The 14,978-nt window shown below is 47.2% G+C and carries 14 protein-coding genes; 4 read left to right on the top strand and 10 right to left on the bottom strand.

What is annotated here, in order from left to right:
- Positions 1 to 7 precede the first annotated feature (7 nt).
- The gene (locus tag F995_RS00875) at positions 8 to 1,432 is read left to right on the top strand and encodes a sigma-54-dependent transcriptional regulator (RefSeq protein WP_004644917.1); all 1,425 of its coding nucleotides are present in this window, start codon (positions 8 to 10) and stop codon (positions 1,430 to 1,432) included.
- Here F995_RS00875 and F995_RS00870 read toward each other — a convergent pair whose 3' ends face one another.
- The 4 genes from F995_RS00870 to lptF form a co-directional block, all read right to left on the bottom strand.
- The gene (locus F995_RS00870) at positions 1,433 to 2,605 is read right to left on the bottom strand and encodes a S41 family peptidase (RefSeq protein WP_004644916.1); all 1,173 of its coding nucleotides are present in this window, start codon (positions 2,603 to 2,605) and stop codon (positions 1,433 to 1,435) included.
- A gap of 31 nt (positions 2,606 to 2,636) precedes the next feature.
- Positions 2,637 to 4,184 carry a 2,3-bisphosphoglycerate-independent phosphoglycerate mutase gene (gene gpmI, locus F995_RS00865; protein WP_004644915.1) on the bottom strand — a complete coding sequence of 516 codons (1,548 nt, stop codon included), beginning with the start codon at positions 4,182 to 4,184 and terminating at the stop codon, positions 2,637 to 2,639.
- 124 nt (positions 4,185 to 4,308) lie between these two features.
- The gene (lptG, locus tag F995_RS00860) at positions 4,309 to 5,379 is read right to left on the bottom strand and encodes an LPS export ABC transporter permease LptG (RefSeq protein WP_004281054.1); all 1,071 of its coding nucleotides are present in this window, start codon (positions 5,377 to 5,379) and stop codon (positions 4,309 to 4,311) included.
- A 2-nt stretch (positions 5,380 to 5,381) separates the two neighbouring features.
- Positions 5,382 to 6,482: an LPS export ABC transporter permease LptF gene (gene lptF, locus F995_RS00855; protein ID WP_004644913.1), complete on the bottom strand. Its 1,101-nt coding sequence runs from the start codon at positions 6,480 to 6,482 to the stop codon at positions 5,382 to 5,384.
- Between the two features lie 156 nt (positions 6,483 to 6,638).
- Here lptF and F995_RS00850 point away from each other — a divergent pair, with 156 nt between their 5' ends.
- Genes F995_RS00850 through F995_RS00840 form a run of 3 tightly spaced genes read left to right on the top strand, consistent with a single transcriptional unit; the run spans position 6,639 to position 9,143 of the window.
- Complete coding sequence (locus tag F995_RS00850; RefSeq protein ID WP_026055761.1) at positions 6,639 to 8,087, top strand: leucyl aminopeptidase; 1,449 nt, start codon at positions 6,639 to 6,641, stop codon at positions 8,085 to 8,087.
- Entirely contained in the window at positions 8,080 to 8,487 is a 408-nt protein-coding gene (locus F995_RS00845) for a DNA polymerase III subunit chi (protein ID WP_004281051.1), read from the top strand. Before F995_RS00850 ends, F995_RS00845 begins: the two co-directional genes overlap by 8 nt.
- 26 nt (positions 8,488 to 8,513) lie before the next feature.
- Positions 8,514 to 9,143, top strand: a complete 630-nt coding sequence (locus F995_RS00840; protein WP_004644910.1) for a cell division protein BlhA — start codon at positions 8,514 to 8,516, stop codon at positions 9,141 to 9,143.
- A gap of 61 nt (positions 9,144 to 9,204) precedes the next feature.
- On the opposite strand, the gene F995_RS00835 is transcribed toward F995_RS00840, so the two are convergent.
- From F995_RS00835 to F995_RS00810, 6 genes are all read right to left on the bottom strand, one after another.
- The gene (locus tag F995_RS00835) at positions 9,205 to 9,750 is read right to left on the bottom strand and encodes a VTT domain-containing protein (RefSeq protein WP_004281049.1); all 546 of its coding nucleotides are present in this window, start codon (positions 9,748 to 9,750) and stop codon (positions 9,205 to 9,207) included.
- A gap of 109 nt (positions 9,751 to 9,859) precedes the next feature.
- The gene (locus F995_RS00830; protein ID WP_004644909.1) at positions 9,860 to 10,519 is read right to left on the bottom strand and encodes a riboflavin synthase; all 660 of its coding nucleotides are present in this window, start codon (positions 10,517 to 10,519) and stop codon (positions 9,860 to 9,862) included.
- Positions 10,520 to 10,541: 22 nt separating this feature from the next.
- Entirely contained in the window at positions 10,542 to 11,834 is a 1,293-nt protein-coding gene (locus F995_RS00825) for a DNA adenine methylase (protein ID WP_004644908.1), read from the bottom strand.
- A complete protein-coding gene (gene ribD / locus F995_RS00820; protein WP_004644907.1) occupies positions 11,831 to 12,919 on the bottom strand; it encodes a bifunctional diaminohydroxyphosphoribosylaminopyrimidine deaminase/5-amino-6-(5-phosphoribosylamino)uracil reductase RibD in 1,089 nt (362 codons plus the stop codon). Before ribD ends, F995_RS00825 begins: the two co-directional genes overlap by 4 nt.
- A 2-nt stretch (positions 12,920 to 12,921) precedes the next feature.
- Positions 12,922 to 13,386, bottom strand: a complete 465-nt coding sequence (gene nrdR / locus F995_RS00815) for a transcriptional regulator NrdR (RefSeq protein WP_004281044.1) — start codon at positions 13,384 to 13,386, stop codon at positions 12,922 to 12,924.
- A 140-nt stretch (positions 13,387 to 13,526) separates the two neighbouring features.
- Positions 13,527 to 14,939, bottom strand: a complete 1,413-nt coding sequence (locus F995_RS00810; protein ID WP_004644905.1) for an ammonium transporter — start codon at positions 14,937 to 14,939, stop codon at positions 13,527 to 13,529.
- Positions 14,940 to 14,978 lie beyond the last annotated feature (39 nt).

The following is a 14,978-nucleotide window of genomic DNA, read 5'->3' as shown; positions in this document are numbered from 1 at the left end:
AAGGAAGATGAATGGGGAACAACAACCACTGGTGCTCTTGGTGGATGATGAGGAGGATTTATGTACCCTCATGCAAATGTCATTGCTGCGCATGGGAATTCGCACGCACATTGCCCATCGTTTGGAAGACGCTAAAAAATGCCTTGCCAATCATCAATATGATGCCTGTCTGACCGACCTGAATCTGCCCGATGGCAATGGTTTGGAGCTTCTGGACTGGATTAGCAACCTCTATCCGGCACTTCCGGTCGCGGTTCTGACCGCCTATGGCAACATGGAAATCGCCATTGCCGCGCTCAAAGCCGGGGCCTTTGACTTTGTCAGTAAACCGATTAATCAGAAACATCTGGAACAGCTCTTACAAAAAGCCCTGAATAAACCGGTGGATTATTCGCATAATAATCCGAATGATGCACTCGAACATAAAATGCTGATTGGACAATCCATGCCAATTCAGCAATTACGCATTACCTTACAAAAAATTGCCCGCTCACAAGCACCGGTTTTTATCACAGGTGAATCAGGTACAGGTAAAGAAGTCGTGGCCAATCTGGTCCATCGCTTGAGTAACCGCAATGAAGGTCCTTTTATTGCGATTAATTGTGGTGCCATTCCGACTGAATTGATGGAAAGCGAACTGTTTGGACATAAAAAAGGCAGCTTTACCGGCGCTGCTCAGGACAAACAGGGCCTGATTCAATCTGCACATGGTGGCAGTCTGTTTCTGGATGAAATTGCAGAATTACCGCTTTCCATGCAGGTCAAACTGTTACGTGCCGTTCAGGAAAAACGTATTCGTCCACTCGGTTCAGATACCGAAATTGATGTGGATTTCCGCGTGATCAGTGCTACCCATCAGGATCTGGAAGCCTTGGTGCAACAAGGCAAATTCCGCCAGGATCTATATTTCCGTATTCATGTAATGGATCTGACTTTACCGCCGCTGCGTGAACGCGGTCAGGATATTCTGTTATTGGCTGAACACTTTATTCAGAAAATTTGCCAGGAATGGGGCATTCCCAATAAAAAACCGACCGAACGCAGCAAAGAGTTTTTATTGGGACAATATTATCCAGGTAATGTGCGTGAATTACGCAATATTATGGAACGTGCGATTACTTTAAGTGATGAAGAGCGGATTGATCTTCAGCATTTGCAGAGCGCACCGCTGCGTCAGGCGCTAAACAGCCCTCAGGAGATGAATACGCTCACGAGCGAGATCATTGCCACCGAGACCCTGATTGCACCTAAAAAGCTGCCTGAAGAGGGTCTAGAGCTGTATTTGGAAAAGGTCGAGAAAGAAATTTTACTCAATGCGCTGAATCTGACCCATTGGAACCGGACACTGGCCGCCAAAAAACTCGGCATGTCGTTCCGTTCCCTGCGCTATCGCTTGAAAAAGTTCGGACTGGATACCGAAGAAGACGAATAATTATTTTTGCAGGAGCAGCAAGTCTGTGACATGTTCCAGATAGCTCTCCTCACGCATTTCCTGCTTAAACGGATAGTTGAAATGCGGCTGTACGCCCCGCCCTTCAATCATCTGGCCACTCGGGCTAAAGTATTGCGATACTGTCATCTGTAGAGCCGAACCGTTGCTTAAAGGAAAGAGTTTCTGTACTACGCCTTTGCCATAGCTCTTTTCTCCGACTACCCAGGCACGATTATGTTCTTTCAGGGCTGCAGTAAACACTTCTGCTGCAGAAGCCGAGCGGTTGTTAATCAGCACCCCAACTTTCAGATTGTGGAACTCAAAACTCGGCAAGGCCTGAAATTGCTGGTTGCCTTCAGCACGGCTTTTGGTCGATACAATCACGCCCTGATTCAAAAATAAATCGGCAGATTCAACTGCGGCCGAGAGTAAGCCACCGGGATTATTGCGTAAATCAAATAGCACGGCTTTTAGGCGCTTGTCGGCATAACTTTCAATCAGGCGCTTGATTTCATTGGCAGTATCTTGCTGAAAAACCTTGACCTGCAATACCAGTACCTGATTATTGTGCAAGCTCGATTTAATTTCAGTATCTAGTTTGGTATTGCGGACCAGACGAACGGCCGGACTTTGCGGGGAAAGCTGGATCGTGAGCGTAGAGCCAACTGCTCCGCTCAATAACTGCCGGACTTGTTCCTGATTCAGGCTACTTAATACCTGATCGTCAATTTTATAAACAGTGACGCCATTACGCAGTCCCTGCTTGGCTGAATCTGCATCGGCATTCAAGCCCTGAACCACCCATTGCTTCATCCGCGGGTCAAATTGCAGATCAAAATCAATGCTGGCCAGATCACCTTCGGTATATTCACGCAGCTGCTTATAATCTTCAGGCGACAAATAGCGGGAATAGCGGTCTAAGCCACTGACCAGACCCTGAATGGCCTGTTGGAATAAGGCATCGTCATTTTTATCTTGAATATAATTGTCTTTTACAATGCCATAAATTTGCACAAATTCCTGAATGGATGCTACGGGAATTTCAGAATAGACCTGCCCATCCATTTCCATATCATCGAATGCCGGCTCATTTGAACCCGCCCCCCAGGCTGAATGACTCAAACACATCAGTAAGCATGGTATTACAACAGACTTCCAGCGTGTTCTTGCCATTCTTTGACCTTTTTTAGAATTTTATCGAAAATTATGCATCAAGCTGAATCAGGTTACGACCTTGCATTTCAGCAGGTACCGGAACTTGCATCAGGCTTAATAAAGTCGGTGCGACATCTGCCAGTACACCGCCTTCTGCGATCGTGGCCTGAGTTGGACCCACATAAATAAATGGAACTAGTTCAGTGGTATGCTGAGTATGTACCTGACCACTGTGATAGTCCTGCATCTGCTCTACGTTACCATGATCGGCAGTCACAATCATATGACCTTTTTGCGCCATCACGGCTTCGTAAACCCGGCCCAAACAGGTATCAACCGCTTCTACTGCTTTCACCGCAGCATCGAATACGCCAGTATGACCAACCATATCCCCATTGGCAAAGTTCACGACCAGCAGGTCAAATTCACCTGAATTGATCGCAGCCACCAGCTCATCAGTCACTTCATAAGCACTCATTTCCGGTTTGAGGTCATAAGTGGCTACGTTTGGCGATGGAATCAGGATACGTTTTTCACCCGGATATTCATCTTCACGGCCGCCGCTGAAGAAGAAAGTCACATGCGCATACTTTTCTGTTTCCGCAATGCGCAGCTGTGTTTTACCCAAATCAGATAAGTATTCACCAATCGAGTTTTTCAACGCTTCAGGCATATACGCTACAGGTGCATCAATCGTGGCTTGATAACGCGTCAGCATGACAAACTTCGCCAAATTCGGCACGACTTTACGTTCAAAACCTGCAAAGTCTTTTTCTACAAATGCGCGAGTCAATTCACGGGCACGATCGGCACGGAAGTTCATGAATACGACGCTGTCGCCATCCTGAATTTTCGCCAGATCGCCAATACGGGTCGCTTTAACAAACTCATCCGACTCATCGGCTGCGTAAGCCTGTTCCAAACCTTCAACTGCGCTGGCAGCTGTACGAACCGCTTCACCTTCAGTCAACAACCGATAGGCCTGTTCAACACGATCCCAACGGTTGTCACGATCCATGGCAAAATAACGGCCGATCATGGTGGCAATACGACCTTGACCTGGATATTGAGCGAATAAGGCATCGAGTTTTTCTAAAGAAGGTTGTGCGCTTTTAGGCGGCGTATCACGACCATCTAAGAATGCATGTAAATAGACTTGCGCACCGCGTTTTAGCGCTAGCTCTGCCATCGCCACAATATGATCTTCATGGGAGTGCACACCACCTTCAGACAAAAGGCCAAGCAAATGTACTGCCCCACCTGCAGCTTTGGCTTTCTCAACTGCATCGACCAGAACTTCATGTTCAAAGAAGTCGCCAGTACGAATGTCTTTGGTAATTCGGGTAAAGTCCTGATACAGCACACGACCTGCACCGAGGTTCATATGTCCAACTTCAGAGTTACCCATCTGGCCATCCGGCAGGCCGACATCTTCACCTGAACCCGAGATCAAACCATGCGGATGCTTGTCCTGTATCGCAGTTAAATTTGGTCGTTTAGCTGCTAAAAACGCATTGTCTTCGACCGCTTCGCGATGACCCACACCATCCATAATCACCAAAACGTGAGGGATTTTGCCAGCAGTTGCATCCGTCATAATGAAATACTCTGTTCGTCTACGAATTAATCGCTCTATTTTAGCGAAGTTTATAAAAAGAGGCCATGACCCGTATATGGTTTAAGCCTCTCATGATGATTGATTTGTTCTATTTTCCTGTGCCTTAGCGCGCCCGATGCAGCAAGTATCCGCCGATGCCGAACATGATCAGAATCGGAATAAACACGAACCAGGCCGGAGATGGTGCATAAATCAGACTGGCATAGCCGAGGAAATCCTGCAGATAGAAGAAACCTAGTCCGGCAAATAAGGCAATCACCAGACGGAAACCCATGGATTGCTGACGCAACGGCCCGAAGATAAATGAACAGGCAATCACTACTAGTGCAATCAGGGCAAAAGGCGAACCAAGTTTTTGCCAGAAGGCCAGCTGATAGGTTTTCGGTACCTGGCTGTATTCATGCATATAGCTCATAAAGCTCACTAGTTGGCTAGGCGATAAATCTTCAGGATCAATCGTCACCATATGTACATATTTGGGCTGCAATGCCAGCGCTAAAGGTTGCTGTTGTTGCTTAACCAACGTGGCATTGCCATTTTGTAAAATATCGAACTGCTCTGTATTGTCCAGTGTCCAGGAACCATCTTTAACGAATTGCCCCTGATCTGCCTGCAAGGTACCGCGCAAACGATAGTTCTGGTCAAAGTCCAGCATCTGCACATTTTTCAGCTGGCCTTGCGAGTTAGCATAATCGATATAAATAAAGCGCTGCCCTTCCCGAGTCCAGTAACCACGCACTTCACCGAGCTGAGCGGCTTTACTGGCACTCTTGACGCTTTTGGCCTGTTCATTGGTATAAGGAATGACCCACTCGCTCAGGGCAAATGACAACACCACCAACAACAGTGCCGAACGGATGACCCAGCCGACAATGCGCCATAAGCTCACGCCGACCGAACGCATCACAATCAGCTCGCTATTCGAGGCTAATGTACCAAGACCTAGGACAGCACCAATCAGTGCAGAAATCGGCAGGATTTCATATAAATAGTTTGGTGCGCCCCAAAGCACATATTTCAAGGCATCCCAGGCACCATAACCATCTTTGAGCGAGCCAAGCTCACCCAGATAAGTAAATAATACCTGTAAACCTGCCAATACTGCGGTTGCACCCAGCATCGCCAGCGCAGTGGTTTGGGTCACATGTTTTGCAACTATACGACGTGCCAACATTGTTAAGACCTCACTCGCTGAATCTGTTTCTTGATTTTTGGACCTAATTTCTGTTTACGTGAGAACAAGGCACCCGCAATTGCATAGGCAATCAGGATCAATGGATAGGCCCATATTCCCATTTCTTCTTTACTGATCCGGGTCTTCACTGCCATCAAGGCTACAATCAGACTGGCAAAGATCATGAGAGCAGGAAATAACTTGAGATAACGACCCTGTCGTGGGCTCACTTCGGACAATGCCACAGCCAGAATCAGGGCAATCAGAATCGCAAAAGGAACAAACACCCGCCAGCCCAGCTCACTGGCCACTACAGGATCCTGACGTTTCTGCCACAATTGCGAGGTCGGTAAGGCTTCAACTTCAGTACTGGCAAATTGCGCTTCTTCATCGCTTTCTAAGCGCAGACGATAGCTTTCAAATTCGGCTTGGGTATATTGCGGTGTGCCCGGATAGATCTCATAACGGCGACCTTGGACCAGATCCACCACATTGGCAGCATCATTCGGTACCTCAATTCGGGTGGCTTCCTGCGCTAGAATCATCACATCCGGTTTGCCTTCTTTTTCCGCACGCTGATAAAAGAAAATATCTTTTAAATTTTTACGGTCTTCTGACAGGTCACCGGCATAAATGGTATAGGGCCCAGAGGAGATAAATTCTTTCGGTCTCACCAAGTCAAAGCCGGTACGTACCGCCTGACTGGTGGTCAGGGCTTCAAACTGGCGAATGCCCCACGGCGCAGCCCACAGCATCAATCCGGCCTGAGCAATCAAAAACACCAGGGTCATCGGCACCAGTAGACGCGTCAATTGATGCCGACTGACGCCACTGCCATTCATTACAGCCATTTCATGATCGACATATAAACGGCCAAACACCAGCATCAGTCCAATAAAGAAACCGAGCGGAAGAATCAGGGTTAAGAATTCAGGCAAACGATAGCCAATAATGCTAAATAAAATGCCTGCATCCAGACGGCCTTGCGCCGCGACACCAAAATACTTGATCAGTCGACCGCCCATCATGATCAAGGTCAATAAGGCAATCACCACCAAGGATGTCGAGACAACTTGCTTGACCAGATAACGCCGAATAATCAAATTAATTCTTCCAAAATAAGGTCCATAAAACGAGTGCTAGTTTACCCGAATAGCAAAAATATAAAACCTAGGCCGCCCTGCCCATTGAAAATCTATTCAGATAAATGTTTCAATGACTGAATGATTTACCCATCTAGACAGGCGTGAAAACAGAATATGAAACTTACAATTAATACGTCATTCCCAGAGAATGGATCAAGTCAATCTTTGTTGATTTTAGTTGACTCGGAACAACTTCAGAATACAACCGCAACCTATCAAATCAATAATTTAGACACATTAATTGAAGCCTCTCAATTCAAGGCAACTTTGGCTGAAAGCCTGAGCCTGATTGGTCAGGTAAACCAGTCCAGCCATGCCGCGCTGATTGGTTTAGGCAAGGTCGCTGAACTGCAACCAGCAAAACTTGCAAAAATCGCGCAAACTATTATTCAAGTCACTCAAAAAAAATTCAAACAGATTTCTGTAGATCTGACACAACTTCCACAAGAATTCCATTATCTGTTTGCGCTCTTCCTGACTCAGGCCAGCTATGGTTATGATGAATATAAATCCAAGAAGAATGAATTTGTGCTCGAGCAGATCGACCTGATTGCCACTCATAGCGTCTTAACTACCGAACAGTTGCAACTGGTACAAGCAGTGCAAAGCGGACAAAATCTGGCACGTGACCTGGGCAACCGTCCGGGCAATATTTGTTTCCCTGAATATCTTGCAGAACAGGCGGTGGCTTTGGCGGCTGAATATCCAGACCTACTTAAAGTCACAGTGCTGGATGAACAGCAAATGGCAGATTTAGGCATGGGCGCCTTCCTTGCGGTAAGTAAAGGTTCAGAGCGTCCTGGTCGGATTATCAGCATGGAATATCAGTCAGAGCGTAGCGAAGCACCGGTAGTCTTGGTGGGTAAAGGCATTACGTTTGATACCGGCGGTATTTCCCTTAAACCAGGCGCAGGCATGGACGAGATGAAATACGACATGTGCGGTGCAGCTTCTGTACTCGGTACAATGCGTGCATTGTGCGAAGCCCGCTTACCTCTACATGTGGTGGGAACCATCGCTGCAGCAGAAAACATGCCTTCAGGTAAAGCCACCCGTCCTGGTGATATCGTAACGACCATGAGCGGTCAGACGGTTGAAATCCTGAATACCGATGCCGAAGGTCGTTTGGTCCTATGTGATACCTTGACCTATGTAAAACGTTTTAATCCTGCTTTGGTGATTGATATTGCGACCTTAACCGGTGCCTGTGTGGTCGCTTTGGGTTCAGTACTAACGGGTCTGTTCACGCCAGATGATAAACTGGCAGCAGAACTAGAAGCTGCCGGCCAGCATTCCTTTGACCGGGTATGGCGTATGCCGGTACTGGAAGACTATCAGGAACAACTGGATTCACCATTTGCCGACATTGGCAATATCGGTGGTCCAAAAGCTGGTTCTGTGACTGCAGCCTGCTTCCTGCAACGTTTTACCCGTGAATATCGCTGGGCACATCTGGATGTTGCAGGTACGGCATGGAACTCAGGTACCAATAAAGGTGCAACCGGCCGTCCAGTTCCATTATTGATGCAATTTCTGACGAGTCGCGTTCAAAGCAATGGCTAAAGTCAGCTTTTATTTATTTGAAAAAAGCCCTGAACGACAAGTGGACAGCACTTGTCGTTTATGCCGTAAGATTCTGCGCCAGCCGGCGCGAATCTGGTTATTGTGTGCCGATACAGATTTGCAACAACAGCTGGATGAACGCCTGTGGAGTTTTGATCCCGCGAGTTTTATTCCGCATGGTATTGACCAGCCTCAGGCGACGGTCTGTATTTCGGCAACACTGCCGGAACAGTCCGACTGGATTATTTTCAATTTTAATCCGGAAGCACTTGAACCTTACACAAAATTTAGTCACATTATTGAGATCATTGAAAACCATGAAACGGCTAAACAGCTGGGTCGTGAAAAATTCAAGCAATATCGTCGTTTAGGTATTGAACCGGACACCCATAAGCTTTAACCGATATCATCCACAAGGAGAGGCACGTGGCATTAAATGTAGGTCCCGATTTTAAACAGCGCTGGTTAAATGTGCCGGAAGCTGTACGTCAGACCTTTATCGATGACCTCTCTCGGATCTGCGATATTTTAAAACCAGAAACGTCTTTGGAAGAATGGCAGAGTCGCGACCAGCGCTTACAGCAAGAATCTGAACGCAAGATTGAAGCTGCCTATGCACAGCGCAAGGCCGAATTAATTGAAGAAGCCCGTATTCGCAAACAGCTCGCGCTTGAAAAAGCCTTGGCCGAGAAACGTGCTGAAGAACAGGCCTATCAAGAACAGCTACGTCATGAGGAACAGCGTAAATTTAGCGAACAGAGTCAGGTGCTTGCTGAAATAAATACGCATCTAGAGGCTGAAGTGCAGCACTATGTCGCACGTTATGCAAAAAATCCTGAGACGACTTTTGATTTTGCCAAAGGTCGCATCCAGATTGAGGACGAGTCCATTTTATCCGAATTAGAAAGTGTGCGTTTACGTCTGGAACTTGAGGCAGAAACCGTGATTGAACAGACCGTGAATGCACTTCGTGAAAAAATGCGTGCGGCAGCCAAAGAAGAAATCGAGTATATGCTGAAAAATTCTGAATTTTCTGATCAGCCACGCAATATTTAAATGATCCTTTCACATTAAAAAAGCCCGAAAATTCGGGCTTTTTTATCTTCTATGTCGCATCTTACAAAAAATCTGCCAGCATAAAGGCAGCATTTCCGAGCAGATAGCCAATGCTTAATAAAGTGCCAATCCAGAGGATGCCACCCGCAATATTATAAAAGCTGAATGTGGCAAAGCTCATATGCGCTGAACCGGCAGCAAAAGGGCCAAATGAGCGGACAAAGGGAATAAAACGTGCGATTAAAATAGTTTTACCGCCATGTTTCATAAAATAGTGGTTGGTTTTCACCATATATTCCGGCTTAAAATAGCGTGAATGCTGGTTGAAATATTTTAAACCGAGGACTTTTCCGGTGTAATAATTCACGCTATAGCCCAGCACCGAAGCAGTGAATAACAACAGCCCCATCGAATGCAGGGTCACCAGATCGCTGCTGGCACATAAAGCTCCCACAGCCAGCAATAGACTGTCGCCGGGCAGGAAAAAGAAAAACACTGAACCGGTTTCTGCAAAAATCACCAGAAACAGGATTGCATAAATCCATACCCCATATTGATCGAGCAATAGCGGCAATGACTGTTCCAAGTTAAGTAAAAAATCGAGCATTCGACCCGTCCACCAAGGCAATATTTGCAAGTTGAACTGCTGATTATCCCGAAAAATAAAAAAACAGTCTAATTTTTCAATCAGACTGTTCAGTAAATCAACATTTCTCTTATTTTAAGAAACCATTTTCAGCCAGGAAATCCATACTGATTTTTGATTGTTCAGTGGTTTGGGCGGCTTTATCACCGAGCAATAAACGCTCGATATAACGTGCCAATACATCCACTTCCAGATTGACCTTGCTACCGACTTTCCAGGTACCGATATTGGTACGTTCAGCAGTATGTGGAATCAGGTTCAGACTAATCACGCTACCACGCAAATGATTAATCGTTAGACTGATGCCGTCGACTGTGACCGAGCCTTTTTCTGCGAGATATTTGGCAATTTCAGCAGGTGCAGTCACTTCATAATAAATTGAACGTGCATCTTCACGTACCAGGGTGATCTCGCCGACTGCATCGACATGACCTGACACAATATGACCGCCAAAACGCGTAGTCGGCAACATGGCTTTTTCAACATTGACAGGTTGACCGGCTTTCCAGGTGCCGAGCGTGGTCCGGTTCAGACTTTCACGGGAAACATCAGCCGCATACCAGTTCTCGCCCCAGTCGATCACGGTCAGGCAGATACCATTGGTCGCGATAGAATCACCCAGATGTACATCAGACATGTCCAGATCGGTCTGGATGCGTAAACGTACATCACCACCAACGCTTTGCAGACTTTCGACTTTGCCGAGGCTTTCGATAATACCTGTAAACATTTTTATTTCCTTTTCAATTCTTTTACCAGAGGGCCAACTGGGTACTAACGCCGGTCGTATCCACACCACCCAATTCTGCATAATGATGCAGCTGGCTGAGTAATTGACGGATCGGTGGACCTGACTTGGCGTGGGTATCGGTAATCACAATAAATTCCAGCACGCGGGCACGTTCAGACTGGCGCTGTTTGCTAACACGATAACGCGGCACATCCTGGGTTAGCAAGGTCACCCGGCCACGTTTCAGATTGGCCTGTAACAAATCGGTAGCGCTGATATTACCGTCAGTTGAATAACTGGTCAGAATGAAACGTGCATTGATGGTGGCCAACAGGCTCTCGTAAGCTTCTTTAGCATATTTAGAGGAATTGTACTGGCTCGGACGCTCTTTGCGCCATGCCCGGTCAATCCCGCTCTTAAAGCCCTTGGTATCCGGAGTCGGTAAATCGGCCTGATCCCATAAGGTCAGCGCATTCAGCACATGATAATTACTGCTATAAGCATGCTGATTATACGGTGGATCCAGATAAGCTACATCTACTTCAAAGCCGCTCATCTGGTTGGCCAGATGCTGGGCATCGACACACCACATTTCTGCGGCCATTCCCTTTTTCTGATCCGACTCGCAAAAACGGCTTGGAGTCAGCCACAGCAATGATTCAATCCGTTCCAGCGCAGTTTGGGTTTTCCCGCCCCAGCCATGATGAAAGCTTTTGAAAACGCCTGAAGTATTGCTGACAAAACTGGCGGAATACAGCAAGGGTGCCAGCAAGGCAGACATTTCCACATCATCAATTGCACCTTGTGCCTGCCAGGCTGCAATCTGCTGACGGATGGCATCAATACGCATGCCGTTACGACGTTTAAAGAACAAACGATCACGGGCTGGATCATAAATTTCATCATTACGCGGACACAGGTTATGCGTCACCCAGCCTTTGACTTCAGGCAGACGGTTCAGATAATCAATTGCTTTCTGATAGCCACCGAGTTCTTTAAATGCCGGTGCTTCAGTACAGGCCAGTACCGCATGATTCAGCGCATGGCTATACGGCTCCCAATCATTGGCAATGACGCGATAACCATTCTGACGGGCCAAACGTGAAACCACGCCTGAACCTGCAAAAAAGTCAGCAAAGATCGGCGCACGACCATCAGCACGGTTCAGGGTTCCCGTACTTTCCAACGCTTCCAGAATTAAATGCAGTAAACGGCGTTTATTGCCCAGATAAGGAACCAGCTGATGGAAAAGATATTCATCGGTGGTACGTGCCGCATGGCGACGTTTATGATAAACCGTAGACTCTGAACTCATAGTGTCTCTTGAAAAGGAATTAGCCTGAAGCGCACGTCATCACCTAAGCGAGTTACATCGCACAGCTTAAATCGGAGTTGTTCGGCCATATGGCTAAATTCTGCATTAAACATGGTACGCGCAGACCGACCCAATAGGGTCGGTGCAACGTAACTGATCAGTTCATCAACCAATTTTTGTTGTAAAAATGCCGTAGATAAGGTCGCCCCTGCTTCCACCAAGACATCATAAATCTGATGCTGCTGAACCAGTTGCTTTAATAATTCTGCTAAAGGCTGTACCGGCAAGTGTAGCACACCCAGGTCTGCAAGCTCTTGACGAAATGGCCCCATGACCATCACTGTTTCAGGTTGCGCTAAAATCTTTGCACTCAGTGGCAGACGTCCCTGACGATCCAGAACAATCCGTTTCGGTTGCACCACGGTCTTGATATCTTCAACAGCATCCAGTTGACGTACATTCAGCTGACAGTCATCAGCAAGGACCGTTTCAATTCCGGTAATCACCGCGCCTGAAATCGCACGCCAATGCTGTACATCCTGACGTGCTGCTACACCGGTAATCCATTTCGATTCACCTGATGCCATCGCGGTACGGCCATCCAGGCTTGAGGCAATTTTTAAACGCACATAAGGCATACCGGTCGCCATGGCTTTCAGGAAGCCTTGATTCAGCTCATGCGCTTCATCTTCACAGATGCCAACGTCTACCTCAATGCCCGCATCTTTCAGGATCTGTACACCCTTGCCGGCCACCAGTGGATTGGGATCAGGACAGGCCACGACAACTTTAGCCACACCTGCTTCAACCAGACCCTTGGCACAAGGCGGCGTCCGGCCATAATGCGCACAAGGCTCTAAGGTAACATAAGCTGTGGCACCACGGGCCTGTTCACCGGCCTGACGTAGCGCAAAGACTTCAGCATGTGGCTGGCCTGCTTGAGGATGGAAACCTTCTCCGACAATCACACCATCTTTAACAATGACACAGCCCACATTCGGATTCGGTTTGGTGGAATATTGCCCTTGACGAGCCAATTCAATGGCCCGGCGCATCCAGACTTGGTCTTGATTCAGTTCAGCCATGCTTATTCTTGTAATTCTCGTTGTTGCATCTGTTCAATCTGATGACGAAAAGCTTCAACATCCTGAAAATCCTGATAGACTGAAGCGAAACGCACGTAAGCAACATGATCAAGTGCGAATAAAGACTGCATCACGATTTCACCAATAGTACGAGATTTCACGTCACGCTCGCCTAAACGGCGAATCTGTAGCTGGATATCGCTCAGCACTGTTTCAATCTGCTCCTGGGTCACCGGGCGTTTTTGCAAGGCATGCATCAGGGAACGACGTAATTTGGCTTCATCGAAAGGTTCATTCTTGCCATCCGACTTGATGACGCGCGGCATCACCACTTCATAGCTTTCAAAGGTGGTGAAGCGTTCATTACAACTGACACATTCACGGCGACGACGAATCTGACAGCCTTCAGCTGCCAGGCGTGAATCAATCACTTTACTGTCTGCAGTATTGCAAAATGGGCAATGCATAGCGGTTTAATTGAACAAGTCCAAATGGATTCCGAGTGTAGCAAAAATTACAAACTTTGTAGAGTTTTACGCAACATATAGAAAAAAAACAGCCCATTCGGGCTGTTTTACACTATATATTGATTATGGTGTATTTATTATTATTCGACACGTTCGCCATGTTGGCTTAAATCCAGACCCATACGCTCATCATCAGATGCCACACGGATTCCAATGATCAAGTCGATGACTTTCAGGATAATGAAGGTCATGATCGCAGAGTAAGCAATTGTCGCCAGTACCCCTTCCACTTGCACCCAAAGCTGATGCATGACATTGGCAGGGGCATTGTCACCCATGATGAATTCGCTGGCAAAGAACGCAGTTAAAATCGCACCGACAATACCACCTACACCATGCAAGCCAAAAGCATCTAAAGAATCATCGGCTTTCAATACGCGTTTCAGTGCTGTAATCCCCCAGAAACACACCACACCACCGATCAGACCCATCGCCAATGCACCGCCTACAGTCACAAAACCTGCAGCTGGAGTAATGACCACCAGACCAGCAACTGCACCCGATACGCCGCCCAGTACAGAAGCTTTACCACGTGCCAGTTTTTCAGTGATTAACCAAGAAATGGCTGCTGCTGCCGCTGCGACTTGAGTCACGATCAAAGCATAGCCTGCAGAACCGTTGGCACCTAATGCAGAACCACCGTTGAAACCGAACCAGCCTACCCAGAGTAAAGATGCACCAATTACAGTAAGGGTCAGGTTATGTGGTGCCATAGATTCACGGCCCAAGCCCATACGTTTGCCCAGCATATACGCTGCTACCAGACCGGCAACACCCGAGTTGATATGTACAACCGTACCACCAGCAAAATCAAGCGCGCCGTCGTTACCTAACCAGCCACCACCCCATACCCAGTGGGTAATTGGTGCATAGACGATCACCACCCAAAGTGCGATAAAAGCAACGAAAGCACCAAATTTCATACGTTCTGCAATCGAACCGCTGATGATGGCAACCGTAATGATGGCAAAAGTCATTTGGAAAATCACAAACAGGATTTCAGGAATCGTGCCTGAAAGTGCCTCTGTGGTAATACCGGCCAACATGAACTTATCCAGGCCACCTATAAAGGCATTGCCTTCACCGAAAGCTAGGGTATAACCAATAATCACCCAAGCAATACTGACCACCGCCGCAGCAATAAAGCTATGTGCCATCGTCGCCAGAACGTTTTTCTTGCGGACCATACCGCCATAAAATAGCGCCAAGCCAGGAATGGTCATGAGTAAAACTAGAGCGGTAGAGGTTAAAACCCAAGCGGTATCGCCGGTATCTAGAGTTGGTTCTTCTTCTGCAGGTGCTGCAGCTTCAACTGGCGCTGCTTCAGCAATTGCTGCTGTAGTGTCTGTTGTTGTATTTGTTGTATCGCCTGCTTCTTCAACAAGCACAATTTCTTCTGTCGGTGTTGTTGCTGTTGCAGCTTCTTCAGCCCATGCAACAGAACCACCAAAAAGAGCGCCGGCCATGCCGAACGCGAGTAGCATTTTTTTCATTCGTATCCCCCAACCAAGTTTTTGTGAGTTATTAGGTAC

The sequence above is a fragment of the Acinetobacter sp. CIP A162 genome, from assembly GCF_000367905.1.
GTDB classification, from domain to species: domain Bacteria; phylum Pseudomonadota; class Gammaproteobacteria; order Pseudomonadales; family Moraxellaceae; genus Acinetobacter; species Acinetobacter lwoffii.
This window is presented reverse-complemented; position numbering and strand designations above follow the sequence as displayed.